This is a genomic window from Rhizosphaericola mali, from assembly GCF_004337365.2.
GTDB lineage: Bacteria > Bacteroidota > Bacteroidia > Chitinophagales > Chitinophagaceae > Rhizosphaericola > Rhizosphaericola mali.
On record NZ_CP044016.1, the window covers coordinates 1,622,049 to 1,636,311 of the forward strand.

Sequence of the window (14,263 nt, forward strand, 5' to 3'; positions counted from 1 at the left end):
TAAACCAATTATATAATATATTTTATTTTAAATAGTGGGTTTAAATTTTTTCACTTCGGGTAATTTCAAACAAGGAATTACCGCAAGTGCAATAACAAAAGCTGAAATTAAGAACCCACCATTAAGCGCATAATGCTGTGCCAACAATTTCGATTTTCCATGAGATATGAAATATTTGCTAATGTATGATTGTAAAATCCCTCCAACGGCAATCCCAACAGAACCACCAATTTGTTGCAACAAACTATTCAATGAAGTTGCTGTTGCCGTTTGATTTGGGTTTACAGAATTTACCAACGCAGTTGAGACAGGAGAAACTACAAAACTTAACCCAACGCCTCTTACTAACATCGCAAAAATGATAAAATAAATGGAAGTGCCTACATCGACAACGGCAAACATTGCCATAGAGATAGCTGTGATAATAATTCCGATAATGGAAATGCTCCTGATAATACCTCGATCTGCTAGTCTTCCTGAATAAGGTCTGGTAAAAAACATAATTAAAGCATTCGGAAGCATCAATAACCCAGATTGTATTTCAGAATAACCAAGCAAACCTTGTAATAAAAATGGAAGAAAAAACAATCCTCCATATAGGGCTAAAGATCGAATAATAGTAATAATCGCTGCACTAGCAAAAACATTAGATTTAAATACTGTTAAATCAATCAATGGATTAGCTTTTTTAGCCGATTTTAAAAATACAAAAAATGTAATAACACTTACAGCTAGCCCAATTACCAATACCCAATTGATATCTTTAGGATTAGAAAGCAAGTTAATTGCATATTGAATTGATATAATGAAAAGGCCAAACCAAATATATCCATTTATATCAAAGCGTTCTTTAATTTTAGGTTGCGCTTTTAAATAAGTAAGGTATTTCAAACTAAGTAATATAGTTGCAATCCCGATTGGAATATTCACAAAAAATATACTTTCCCATCCGAAATAATGCGTCAAGACCCCACCTAATGTCGGTCCAATAGCAGGTCCCATCACATTTCCTATCCCCCACCAGCCAATAGCAGTACCTCGCTCTTCTTTTGGAAAACTGTCTGAAAGAATCGCCAATGATGTCGGAGAAATAGCGCCACCTCCTGAAGCTTGCAAAACCCTAGCTGCGATTAAAATAGGGAGGCTTTGAGCAACACTACAAAGCAAGGATCCTATAGTAAAAATAAGTACACTACCTATAAATAAGTTAAAATAACCAATTCTATTTTTAAGCCAATTCGTTAGAGGTATAAAAAGGCTAAACGAAACCATATATGCAGTAGTAACCCATTCTACATCATGAAGATTTGTATTGAATCGTTTTTGGATCACAGGAAGCGAGACACTAACAATACTACTATCAATCATAGCCATTGATGTACCTAGCATCAATGTCAACAAAACAAGAGATTTATGCTGCATATCTTTTTCAAGTTAAAGTTTTAAAGATAGGGAAATATTATTTTCACTATCTATTAAAAACTACTAACTAATTCAAATGCTTATATTCATTGGGGGTCATCCCCGTTCTTTGTTTGAACAAACGGGTAAAATGCTGCGGATATTTGAATCCTAAATCATAAGCAACTTCACTGATCGATTTGTCAATGGAAAAAATGCGCTCTTTTGCTACGTCGATTACTTTGGTTTGGATGTATTCCTGCGCAGATTTTCCGGTTTCTTTTTTGATCAAATCACCAAAATAATTGGACGAAATATGCAAGCTATCTGCGCAGAAAGCGACGGATGGCAAACCAATATTCTGTGGTTTTTCACTGTGGAAATAACCATTTAAAATCTCTTCAAATTTTGCCAAAATACCTTTGTTTGTATTTTCTCTTGTAATGAATTGGCGATCATAAAAACGGGTGCAATAATCCAATAGTAATTCCAAATGAGAAGTAATCAATTTTTTACTGTGCTTATCGATATTTTGCTCCAATTCAAATTGCATTTTAGAAAAAATATCCAATATCAAAATTTTTTCCTTTTCGGAAAGATGCAGCGCTTCATTGGTATTGTAGGAAAAAAAATTATAGTCATTCATTTGCTTTGCCAAAGAAGTATGCAACAACAAATCCGGATGAAAACAAATCGCCATTCCAAATGGTTGATAGGGTTCTGTATTCACTACTTCCACCACTTGACCAGGCGCAAAAAATACCAAAGTACCTTCTTGATAATCATAATAGGTATTGCCGTATCTTAGATCACCACATTTGGTTTGTTTCAATACGATGCAGTAGACTTCAAAAGTCATTTTGGCACTCTTGTGTGGATTAGATTTCGATAAATCCACTACGTTAATCAGCGGATTCAAGGTAGTATTATTGTAGAAATGGCTGTAATTATTGACCGTATCTAATTTTATCGTTTCCATACATTATGATTTTCTATTCAAAATTACTTATTCTACATACGTTTCACCAAGTAATCGGTAATTATGGTAAGAGAAAACGTATTTATGGTAATTGTAAAATTATTGTATTTTGTCCAATGAGCACAAAGAATAATATTTGAATTGTATAACTTTGCGTTATGGAAAACTCTGAATCACTTTGGCAATATTACCAACGAACAAAAAAGCAAATACCGGAGGATTTTTTAGCGTCACGAGGTACAACAAGTCATTTTAATGTGATGCAGCGATTCTCTTGCACTGGAAGCTTACCCTTTCAACGTATAGATTATTACAAAATTTGCTTGATCAAAAATGCGGCCTTATTGCATACCGAAAGTAAAACGGTGGCGATCAATACGCCCAGTATTGTATTTTCCAGTCCGGAGAAAAAATATGGTTGGGAATCTTTGGGTGATGAACAGATTGGCTTTATTTGTTTGTTTAACGATGCATATTTATCGGCAGAACTAAAGGCTTCATTGAAAAAATTGTATAGTTTATTTCAAAATTCCGTATATCCTTTAATCACGCTTTCTGAGGAAGAATATGCAATATTTAACCAATATTTTCAAAGGCTAGAGGATGAATATACAAGCGATTTTGAATATAAAACAGAAGGAATTTATTATTTATTGAAACTCATTATTTATCAAGGAATCAAAACGCAAATCAACCATTGTCCGAAAGTAAAATCAACTTCCAATATTAATCCAATCGTATCCAAATTTATGCAATTATTGGACGGCCAATTTCCGGTAGATTCACCATTGAATGAGTTGAAATATAAGTCCGCGAGCGAATTTGCAGAGGCTTTGCACGTGCATGTCAATCATCTCAACCATACGTTGAAAACTATCACCGGAAAATCCACAACGCAGATCATTAATGAAAAAATTACAGCCGAAGCGATTGATTTGCTTTCCAATACAGACTGGAGTATTACAGAAATTGGCAATAGTTTGGGATTTGAATATTTGCAGCATTTCACTTTATTTATAAAAAAGCAAACCGGTAAAAATCCAAAATCATTCCGAAGTGTTGTTGTTTAAAATATTTGATTTAATTAAAAACTAATTTGATTTTGGTAACTTGATCCTGCAATATCCATTCTACCTTTGCGGTATCAATCGTTAAAAATGGAATCGATGAAAAAGTTAAAGAAAGAACACGAAAGGATCAGTACGATATTGGCATTTATCTTAATACCGTTATCTGGGTTTGCCATGGACGTCTACATTCCATCCTTTCCACAAATGGCGAATGACTTGCAAGTTACTCCTGCGAATATCAAATTAACAATGACTGTTTATTTGATCAGCTATGGCGTGTCACAACTTTTCGTTGGAATGATATTGGATAGTTTTGGTCGTTACAAAATCCACCTTTGGTCATTGGCAATATTTGTCGTGAGCAATATTTTTATAGTTTTAACGAAAGATATTTACTTCATTCACTTTTTGCGTTTTGTACAAGGTATTACGATTTCCTTTATAGTTGTGAGCAAACGAGCATTTTTTATTGATGTATTTACAGGTGAGAAACGCAAACATTACACAAGTATGCTTACGGTTGTTTGGTCGACTGCGCCAATATTAGCTCCGTTTCTAGGTGGTTATTTGCAAAAAGGATTCGGATGGCAATCCAATTTTTATTTCTTGGCGATTTACGGTTTCGTAATGTTGTTATTGGAATTGAAATATAGTGGTGAAACAATCATCGAAAAACAATCCTTGAAACTCAAAAATGTTTTTCAAGTGTATTCCAAACTATTATCTGCAAAAGATTTCAGCATCGGCATACTCGTGTTAGGATTTAGCTATGGAATGGTAATGGTATTCGGAATGAGCATACCATTTATAGTCGAACATCATTTTCATCTATCTCCTGTAGAATCGGGGTATTGTGCTTTATCCTCCGGCGTCGCTATATTTTTCGGTGGCTTTTTAAGTAAAAAAATGATTGATCGACCTTTCTATAAAAAGCTTTGGTTAGCAGCCATTTCAGAAATGATAGTAGCGCTATTTATGCTTTTTACTTCCGGTTGGTCATTGCCATTATTCGCATTGATAGGTTTGGTTATGTTGATACATTTTTGGCAAGGATTTACCTACAATTCTTATTTCACTTATTCCTTAGTTCGTTTTCCGGAATATGCAGCCACCGCAAGTGGATTGGCTAGTGGCGGATCTTATATTGTGTTTTCAATAGCGAGTTATTTTATTTCCAATTCGCTCGTAATTGACAACCAAAAAGCACTTTCCTATTCTTATTTGATCTTGTTGGCGGTCATTGTTGTTTTGCTTTTGATTTTAAAACGCTATGTTACAAAATCCCAAAAAAAATTAGCATTAGCGTAAATTAATAGCCCCGTTTCAGCGGAAACGGGGCTATTAATTTATTTGATAAAACGCTTTGCTTTTTTAGGTAAAGCAGCATAAGTTTCGTCACTTATTCCAAAATTCCCTTGAATGATATCTTTCGGATTTTGAGCAATCCATTCACTCAAATCAACAGATTGATAATGTCCACTATTAAATCCTACCAGAACTTTGAGAACAGTATTACCAGTATTCTTAATATAATGCCCCGCTCCCATCGGCGCATAACCTAAATCACCTGCTTCATATTCATCTTTTACAAAGTGTCCTTGAGCTAAAAACACGCCAACTTCAGCAGTCCCTTCTAAAAAGTATTGCCATTCATCTGCATTTGGATGCCAATGTAATTCACGCAAACCACCTGGCATAATTTCTATAAGCGATCCGCAAATAGTTGTGGAAATTGGAAAATCATTTTGAGTCACAACTCTCTGAAAACCGCCTTCAAATATTCTAGGTGTCTGCGCATGTAACGGATATTTATGCATTGTAATCAATTCTTGCTTTTCACGCTGTGTAAGTAATCCGTTTGCATTTGTAGGGATTTCACATTGAGCAAAATATGCTTCACCTTGGTATAAAGTTTTTACTTGCGCTTCTGTCAATCCAAGACTTTGAGCCGCTATAGCAGATGGAACGCTGGAAACAAAATCAGTGATACTAAAAGTGTGGTCCTCAGAGAAATTACCATTATCAAAAATTAAGATAAAATGAGAGGACTCCACCCCAACCCCTTGCAAAACATGTCCGTAACCTTTTGGAAAATACCAAACATCTCCTGGATAAAAGAAATCTGTATAAATAGATCCATCTGGATGCATAATTGTAGTACGAATACATCCTGTTACAACATAACCCCATTCTGCAGCATTCGCATGCCAGTGTAATTCACGTACTGCACCTGGGTCTAAATGCATACTTACGCCAGCTAGCCCAACAGATGCTGGAAATTCATTAATTGATGCACCTCTGGTAATACCTCCTGGACCTAATTTAGGTTTTTCCGCTTCTAGTTTGTATTTAAATTTGGGTAATTCAGCCATAGATTTTTTTTATATTTTTTCTAAATTTAATTAAATATCTTAATCACTGTACACAAACATACCATTCTAAAAATATAACACTATTTCACCGTGCATTTAGGTTACATTGATTTTCAGATTATTTAAATTTTATGGAAAATAATTTTATTAAAGAACTGTAATAAAGTCGTGACTGCTATTTTATTAAAGATTCTAATATTAAATTTATTAAAAAAATTTGAGAAGTTTTGTTAAATCATAAACAGGACAAATAGTTATTAGAAAAATTGTTGAATTCTTTTCATTTTTTTTGATAATTGATTGTAGGCAAATCTACAAATAGGATTACCGTTTAAGAGAGATGGTATTATTTTTTTAAGAATTATTTCTCAATTTGAAAAGGATTCTTGAATCAATATGCAATGTCTGAAATATATTTTTTGACAAACAAATCATCTATTTAATTAAACAAACTAAATGTATAACAGATTAATTTTAATAAACTACTGTTAGTATATCTATTTTTGAAATCTAACAATAGTTTATAACAATTTTATTGAATTTACTTAAGTCCAATAGTCCAAGCTATAGCTGCATTAAATAGTCTTAAACCATCTTTGGTTAAATAGGGAAATGTTTCATTATTTAGAAGAAACATAGTTCTTCTTGCAGGAGCTAGAAAATCATAATCCATAGTAGCTCCTTTTTCATAACCATAAATAATTGCTTTCTCGGGTTGACCAGGCAATGTTGCAATAATATTTGCACCTAATCCAGGCTTTCCCCACCCTATTAATTGATCTCCTTCAAATGCCACTGCAATACCAGAGGGGATACCAGCACTCATTGGATGTGGTGCATTAACTAGCCAGATATAATGATCTTTAATTCCCTTTCCAAAATCCCCCTCTCTTAGTTTGCCAGTATATCTCATATCATCTTGAATATCACTTTCCCAAATCATTACTGGTATATTTATATCTTTATATTTTCCTCCTAATGCTCTAGCACTGACATTTGCAGAAATTAAAATTAAATCAAATCCATTTGTAGATGATATCGGCGCTTCTGCGTCTATAAGTGAGGTCTTATAACCAATTGAATCTAAGTAATTTTTTATCTGAATATCAATATATTTTAGTTTATAGTTTTCTCTATAAACTATAGCAATTTTTTTTCTTTGAATTTGAGAATCTTGAGCAAATAGAAAATTAGTAGTTATACAAAGTATAAAACCTATAATCAATAATATTTTGTTCATGTTTTATATTTATTTAAAATTTCAATGCTATACTACCTAAAAATCTAGCAGGTGGCTGTGGAGTCAATCTAACCGACCAAGCCTTTTCACTTGTTAAGTTATCTACTTTCAACCCAATTCTAAATTTAGGTTGTTCATAATATATTGTAGCATCGCAAATCACATAAGAAGGAAGAGATACTCTTACAAGCTCTAAACCATTTGTCGTTTGTACTCTTGTATTAGTCTGAAAAGAAGTATTTCCTGTATTACATCCAAAACCAAACCCAAATCCGGATAGTGGACCACTCGTAAAATGATAACTTCCCCAGAAATTAAATGTTTTAGATGGACCAGATGCTGAAGGTCTTAAACCTTGCGTCAAGGAGTCTGATTTTGTCATGAGTAAGTTATTATAGGCATAGCCAGCAACTATATTTAAACCGTTAATAGGATTAGCTGTAATATCTAATTCAAATCCTTTACTACGTTCTGTACCATCTTGAATATTGTAGTTATAATCTTCTGGATCTGGACGCAATACATCTTTGATATTGATATTATAAATACTAGCAGTTCCAACTAATTTATGTTCCCATATATCTGCTTTTACTCCATATTCAAATTGATTACCATGCTCTGGTACAAATTGATTGCCATTTTTATCAACTCCGCTAGCACTAAAAAAAGCATTCATATAGTTGGCAAATAACGAAACTCTGTTTTTCACGACTTCATACACAATACCCTCCTTATGAGACAACGCAGTTTGTCCGTAAGGTCCAACAGTCAGCCCATTATTAGAAAGCCCTCCAGTGGTTTGTCCAGTTAATATATTATAGGTTCCTGCAGATTGAAATCTATTAATTCTGAGACTTCCCATTACTAATAATCGATCCGTAATATTGAATACATCAGATACATATGCCGCATAGGTATTATCAGCATTAGATTCTTTTCTCGGAGTGCCTTTAGTTGTTAAAGAATCTATTTGAAATTTAGTAAATCGAAACGTACTTGGTGGATTGATAAAATTGACATTAGCACTATTGACAGTTGTTCTGTCAAATGAATTAGAGTTATTATAATAATCTAATCCCAAAACTACTCTATTTCTAAACCTACCTATGAGAAAATCTCCAATAAAGTTTTGTTGTAAATTAGTGGCCATGAAATTTGTATTTCCAGCGATGACATTTACTTTTATAGTAGTATCCCCTGGCTGACCTGCTAATGCAGTAATATACCCATTAATTGTAGATCTCGTTCTTGACACAATTGTTTGTGATGTCCATGTAGAAGATATTTTATAGTTTGCTTGAGCAAAAATATTCATCATTTGTGTAGTATAAGGGACATCATCTCCTAAAAAAGTCTTACGATAGGGAAATTGCATATCTAATATAGACTCATTCTTTGGCGTTTTTACTGAAGGATTAAACCGAACTACAGAAGTACCCTTGGCCTGTCCAAACTCCATATCAATTGTGAGGGATAATTTGTCAGAAAGTTGATAAAAAAAACTAGGCGCGATAGCTAAACTATTAGTAAAACCATTATCTTGAAAACTCTTTTCAAATGTAGTAGCGGCATTCAATCTAAACAATGCAGTCTTATCCGCATTGATTGGACTATTATAATCAATTGTCATTCTATTAAAGTTCCAACTACCGCCAGTATAAGAAACTTCACCACCTTTTCCATTGTAAGGCTTTTTTGTCACTCTATTATATACGCCACCATAACTACTGGCAATATTACTCCCAAATAAAGTAGCAGAAGGTCCCTTAATGGCTTCTAAACGTTCTAAATTACAATTGTCTAAAAATGAAAAGGCCGCACCAGCAACACCATTTCTTGCATTCGGTTCCGTATCAAAACCTCTAGATCGAAAAGTAACTCTTCCTTGATTGGCAATCATCGGAATCCCAGCACCAGGTATATTTTTGGCCACACTACCTAGATCCATTGCCATTTGTTCTGTTATTAATTCTTTAGACACTGAATTGTATACCTGAGGATTTTCAAGATATTTCAAGGGCATTCTAGCCACATAAGGACTTTCCTTACGTGAAAACTTATTATTTCTACTTAGTACCCTAACTTCTTGTAATAGCGCAATATTTTCTTTCGTAAGACGATAATTGAAAACTAAGTTTTCTCCTGGCTGTACGGTTAAAACAGTATCTTTTTCTACAGCGTCAAGAATTTGGATACGTAAAGTATATTTTCCTGGTTGAATATTATCAAAAGAATAAAAGCCATCATTGTTGGTTAAGGTACCTTTTTTTATTTCTTTCAAAAAAATTGGGATCATTTCTTGTGGAATACTATCATTAGATAATATTTGTCCCGTAATTTTAGTAGTATTTTCTTCTATTTGTTGAGCATAAGTGCTAGATGTATAAAAACTAAAAATTGAAATTAAAAATAAAGTAAATAAATACTTGCGCATACTATAGTTAAATTGATTTGCGCCAAAATTATACGGTAAATTAAAGTCCCATTTACGAAATGCGGAAAAATAAAATATAAATCAAAAATAATAGATTATTCAAAATTTATTCAGAATTTAACACTATGGATAAATTGCTATTATTTATGAGAAGGATTTAAATCGTTTAATTTTTGATCCTATTTTAAATAAATTAAGTTCAAATTATATTACAATAACTCCTTGAGGGTAAATGCTATAATGATTATTAAATAAACCTTATTTATTGAGGTTTTGTAATATAATAGTGGCTGTTATTTAGTTAAAAATTCTAGTTTTAAATACATTCATAAATTTAGTTTTTTTTTGAATCAAGAAAAGCTGGCATCTTAGAAATAAAAAGAGTCATTTCATTTTTCTGGTTTTGTTAATAATATATGGTTGTAAACTATCGCTATGTTGATTCTTATAAGGATACTAAATACATACAAATGTAAGATTGGTAAAGCATCCTTTGTTTCTAATGATATTGTATGCTTACTTTTTAATTTTACATCCTTTAAAAATGGGTAACGTGCAAGATTCTACAGATCATTTCAAATTATTACATTAATCTAATGTATAAAATAACTTAATAAATATTACAGTCATTAACATATTTTCTTCGTCCAAAAGAAACGCTGATTCCTTTAGTATTCCAAGTGTGTTGTCATACCTATATAGCTATAGAAAACAATATTTTGTATAATTATTTTTATTATTTAATAATAATACTTATTCATGACACTGTAATCCAATTGCAAGTTTAGGAATTTTTAGTATATAACTGTTAAACTTATTTAATTTATAATTTACTAATAATCAATATATTATATTTTTTAATTATTTCTATTTTAACAAATTTCTTATTTTTAGATCAGAACATTAATCTGCAATTTAGATCATTCCGTAACTTTTTTCTCCTCTCTGCGTCTTAATTGTAATTAGAAAAACGACGCGCCTTTTTCCTAAATAAAATAAATATCAAATAGCGAATTTACCATTCATCATGGATAAATACCATTAAAGTAGTAAACATACTACTATGTAATGCATAGTTCTATATTTGTGTAATAAATTTAAAAAAAATAAAAATATAATCATGAAAAAATTACTAATTATCGCAGCAGCATTTATTGCTATTTCTTTGCAAGTATCTGCAAATTCATCAAACAAAACGAAAGATGATAAAGATGACTCTATCAATGTTTTTGTTCATAGTAATGCATCAAAAATAGTGTGGCATTATCATGATAATTTTGATATCGCCACGTTTACTAAAGATGGCTATTTAATGAAAGCTTATTATGATGCACAAGGAAATATGGTATCAACAACTCGTGCATTGAAAAATAGAAATGAGCTTCCAATGGTGGTACTAAACAATCTTGATAAACAATACCCAGGATGGGGTATGACAGATTTATTCGAAGAAAATGGTTTAGACAAAGAAATGGTGTATTATGCAAAAGTAACAGACGGAGATCGTTCCTTGATTTTAAAAATTACTCCTAAAGGAAGAATCAGTAAGTTTTAAATTTTCTTATCATAATAGAAGCCGCAGTTGAGGCTTCTATTATGATAATACTTTGATCGTTCTCATTACAATTTATACTTTCGTCTAAATTTTTTATTTTTATGAAAGTAATCACTATAGAAGAGCATGTGGCATTTGAAGAAATGCAACAATATATTCCACTAGAATATCTGAAAAATAAACAAACTTCTAGCGCCGCAACAATGCATCAAGCGAAACTAGAAGATATTGTGGATGCACGACTAAAATCAATGGATGATTCGGGCATTTCTATGCAAGTTTTATCGGTAGAAAATATGGATATTCAATTGATTAAAAATCCAGTACAAGCAATTTTCTATGCTCAAAAATATAATGATTTATTAGCAGAAAAAATCAAAGACTACCCAACCAGATTTGCGGCCTTTGCTCATTTACCATTGGTTGATCCACAAGCAGCAGCTATTGAGTTGGAACGAACGGTTACAAAATATGGATTTAAAGGCGTCATGTTACGTGGCACAACCAATGATTTATTTTTAGATACACCACATTTTGCACCGTTATTGGCTATGGCAGAGCGTTTAAATGTACCTATTTATATACATCCGGGCATCCCTCCTCAGTCAGTCTTGGATGCATATTATAGTAACGTGGGAGAACTGAAAGGTATTGCTGAAACAATTGCCTGTTGGGGCTGGGGCTGGCATACGGAAACGGCAATCCATGTGTTGCGGTTACTATATGCAGGTATTTTCGATAAATATCCCAAATTGAATATAGTAGTTGGTCACATGGGTGAAATGTTGCCTTTTATGTGGGAGCGTTCTAATCGTGGTTTTACGCCTGGTTTTGGTGGCGAAAATAAGCGTACGCTAAAAGAAACTTTTTCAGAACAACTATATATTACGACAAGTGGATTTTTTTCCATGCCACCATTACAATTAGCCTTAGATACTATCGGTATTGACCATATCATTTTTTCTATTGACTATCCTTTTAGTGATAATAAAATTGGGATGGATTTTTTCCATAGTTTACAACTACCAAAAGATGATTTAGAAAAATTAGCTTTTCTGAATGCAGAAAAGCTTTTAGGATTGTAGGCCAATAATTAACAATCTGTTCTATTCATTTGAATTAAATAATATGTAAATTACATGTCTCAATTTTAATTCAGTGAAAATGATAAGATACATAAGTTATGTACTTCTGTTTTTCGTAATGCCTGTAATAGGCTGTGCTAGGACAGATCATAAAGAGAAAAAAGTAGTAAATGAAGAACATCAAAATCTCGACACTGCAACTTTTGCGGCAGGTTGTTTTTGGTGTGTAGAAGCACAATTTAAAGAGTTGAAAGGCGTAGTTTCCGTCACGTCTGGTTTTACGGGTGGCACTGTCCCTAATCCAAGTTATGAGGAAGTGTGCACGGGAACGACGGGCCATGCAGAGGCTTGCAATATTATCTACAATCCTAAAGTGGTCACTTTTGATGAATTATTAGAAGCCTTTTTTGTCGTACATGATCCTACGCAACTCAATCGACAAGGTAATGATGAAGGCACGCAATATCGCTCAGAAATATTTTACCATAATGCCGATCAGGAAAAATTAGCGAAATACTATATTCAAAAATTAAATCAAGAAAAAGTATATCCCAATCCTATTGTGACGCAGATTGCGCCGTATAAAATTTTCTATAAAGCGGAAGACTATCATCAAGATTATTACACCAATAATAAAAATCAACCTTATTGTCAATTGGTGATTCAACCAGAATTAGCGAAATTTAGAAAAGTATTTAAAGATAAATTGAAATAGATGAAAAATATAGTTCGACTTAGTTTGGTACTAGTTATTGCGAGTCTATTTTCTTGCAATTCTAACGCGCAAAAAAATAATGAACGATCAATGAATAACAATCCTTATTACTCCAGAACCGATACGACGATATTGAATGTTTCTAATGCAGAATGGAAAAAAATATTGTCCTCCGAATTATATGAAGTCGCACGCGAAAAAGGTACAGAGCGTGCTTTCACTGGCAAATATTGGGATAGTGAGGCAAAAGGCACTTACTATTGCGCCGTTTGTGGCAATCAATTATTTCGATCTGATGCAAAATTTGCAAGTACTTGCGGCTGGCCGAGTTTTTTTGAACCCGTACGGAAAAATAGTGTAATTTATTTGGAAGATCATTCCTATGGAATGGACCGCACTGAGGTTGAATGTGCGCGTTGTCATTCGCATTTGGGACATATTTTTGATGATGGCCCCGCTCCTAGTCACAACCGTTATTGTATGAATTCTATTTGTTTGGATTTCGTGCCAGATACAAAATTATAGTTTATTCTTTTTCAATGCTTACATTCGCCCATGCAATTCACTTATTCAGATAGTAATACCAACGGACATTTGATTTTATGGAAAAATGATCCTCATTTCGATCGCTTTTTCTTTGGAAAAGATCGTCCCAACAAATTATTGACAATTGCTTGGAACACGGGAGAAAACCAACAAATAAAAATTGATGGAATAAACTATAATTTTCCTTCAAAGAGCGTATTGCCATTAATGGTCAATCAAAGTTTTACTTTTACAAATCCTAAAAATATAGTTGCTTGGCAATTTAATCGGGATTTTTATTGCATTGTAGATCACGACAAAGAAGTGAGTTGCGTAGGATTTATTTTTTATGGTTTGGAGAGTCCGATATTTTTACATTTAACGGAAAATTTGCAACGCAAATTTCAATTGCTTTTGGATGTGTTTTTAGAAGAAATAGAAACGAAAGATAATATTCAAATGGAAATGTTACAAATGCTTTTGAAACGCTTAATTATCTTAGTTACAAGGCAAGCCAAACTTGAATTTGTCGATCACAAAGAGATTTCCGAAGATAAATTTGATGTCATTCGCGACTATAATATTTTGGTGGAAAATCATTTTAAAGAGCAACATTCCGTACAATTTTACGCCGATCACTTGCATAAATCGCCCAAAACATTATCCAATTATTTTGCTTTATATCATCATCAATCTCCATTAGCGGTGATACAACAGCGTATTATATTAGAGGCGAAAAGATTATTGATGTACACAGAATCTTCCGCTAAAGAAATCGCGTACGAATTAGGATTTGAAGAGGTCGCGCATTTCAGTAATTATTTCAAAAATCAAACGGGAATGGCACCTTCTGAATTCAAACAACATCAACATGCCTAATTAGGGAA

At 32.8% G+C, this 14,263-nt stretch carries 12 protein-coding genes; 7 read left to right on the forward strand and 5 right to left on the reverse strand.

Translation table 11 applies throughout. The features are described from left to right. Nucleotides 1-27 precede the first annotated feature (27 nt). Nucleotides 28-1,422, reverse strand: a complete 1,395-nt coding sequence (locus E0W69_RS07085; RefSeq protein ID WP_131329321.1) for an MDR family MFS transporter — start codon at nucleotides 1,420-1,422, stop codon at nucleotides 28-30. A 67-nt stretch (nucleotides 1,423-1,489) separates the two neighbouring features. Beyond that, nucleotides 1,490-2,380, reverse strand: coding sequence for a helix-turn-helix domain-containing protein (locus tag E0W69_RS07090; RefSeq protein WP_131329322.1), 891 nt, complete (start codon nucleotides 2,378-2,380; stop codon nucleotides 1,490-1,492). Nucleotides 2,381-2,538: 158 nt separating this feature from the next. On the opposite strand from E0W69_RS07090, the gene E0W69_RS07095 reads away from it, so the two are divergent. Both E0W69_RS07095 and E0W69_RS07100 read left to right on the forward strand, forming a co-directional pair. Further along, nucleotides 2,539-3,450: an AraC family transcriptional regulator gene (locus tag E0W69_RS07095; RefSeq protein WP_131329323.1), complete on the forward strand. Its 912-nt coding sequence runs from the start codon at nucleotides 2,539-2,541 to the stop codon at nucleotides 3,448-3,450. Nucleotides 3,451-3,546: 96 nt separating this feature from the next. Then, entirely contained in the window at nucleotides 3,547-4,758 is a 1,212-nt protein-coding gene (locus E0W69_RS07100) for an MFS transporter (protein ID WP_131329324.1), read from the forward strand. Nucleotides 4,759-4,796: 38 nt separating this feature from the next. Here E0W69_RS07100 and E0W69_RS07105 read toward each other — a convergent pair whose 3' ends face one another. The 3 genes from E0W69_RS07105 to E0W69_RS07115 form a co-directional block, all read right to left on the reverse strand. Then, nucleotides 4,797-5,822: a cupin domain-containing protein gene (locus tag E0W69_RS07105; RefSeq protein ID WP_131329325.1), complete on the reverse strand. Its 1,026-nt coding sequence runs from the start codon at nucleotides 5,820-5,822 to the stop codon at nucleotides 4,797-4,799. Nucleotides 5,823-6,363: 541 nt separating this feature from the next. Next, complete coding sequence (locus E0W69_RS07110) at nucleotides 6,364-7,062, reverse strand: hypothetical protein (protein WP_131329326.1); 699 nt, start codon at nucleotides 7,060-7,062, stop codon at nucleotides 6,364-6,366. 13 nt (nucleotides 7,063-7,075) lie between these two features. Beyond that, nucleotides 7,076-9,496, reverse strand: a complete 2,421-nt coding sequence (locus E0W69_RS07115) for a carboxypeptidase-like regulatory domain-containing protein (RefSeq protein WP_131329327.1) — start codon at nucleotides 9,494-9,496, stop codon at nucleotides 7,076-7,078. 1,120 nt (nucleotides 9,497-10,616) lie between these two features. Between E0W69_RS07115 and E0W69_RS07120 the strand changes: the two genes are divergently transcribed. The 5 genes from E0W69_RS07120 to E0W69_RS07140 all read left to right on the forward strand — a co-directional run bounded on the left by E0W69_RS07120 (nucleotide 10,617) and on the right by E0W69_RS07140 (nucleotide 14,255). Further along, entirely contained in the window at nucleotides 10,617-11,051 is a 435-nt protein-coding gene (locus E0W69_RS07120) for a hypothetical protein (protein WP_131329328.1), read from the forward strand. 101 nt (nucleotides 11,052-11,152) lie between these two features. After that, entirely contained in the window at nucleotides 11,153-12,136 is a 984-nt protein-coding gene (locus E0W69_RS07125) for an amidohydrolase family protein (RefSeq protein WP_131329329.1), read from the forward strand. 79 nt (nucleotides 12,137-12,215) lie between these two features. Further along, nucleotides 12,216-12,851 (forward strand): peptide-methionine (S)-S-oxide reductase MsrA, encoded by a 636-nt coding sequence (gene msrA, locus E0W69_RS07130; RefSeq protein WP_131329330.1) that lies wholly within the window; start codon nucleotides 12,216-12,218, stop codon nucleotides 12,849-12,851. Further along, nucleotides 12,852-13,376 (forward strand): peptide-methionine (R)-S-oxide reductase MsrB, encoded by a 525-nt coding sequence (gene msrB / locus E0W69_RS07135; protein ID WP_131329331.1) that lies wholly within the window; start codon nucleotides 12,852-12,854, stop codon nucleotides 13,374-13,376. A gap of 30 nt (nucleotides 13,377-13,406) precedes the next feature. Continuing rightward, the gene (locus E0W69_RS07140) at nucleotides 13,407-14,255 is read left to right on the forward strand and encodes an AraC family transcriptional regulator (RefSeq protein WP_131329332.1); all 849 of its coding nucleotides are present in this window, start codon (nucleotides 13,407-13,409) and stop codon (nucleotides 14,253-14,255) included. The last annotated feature ends 8 nt before the right edge of the window (nucleotides 14,256-14,263 follow it).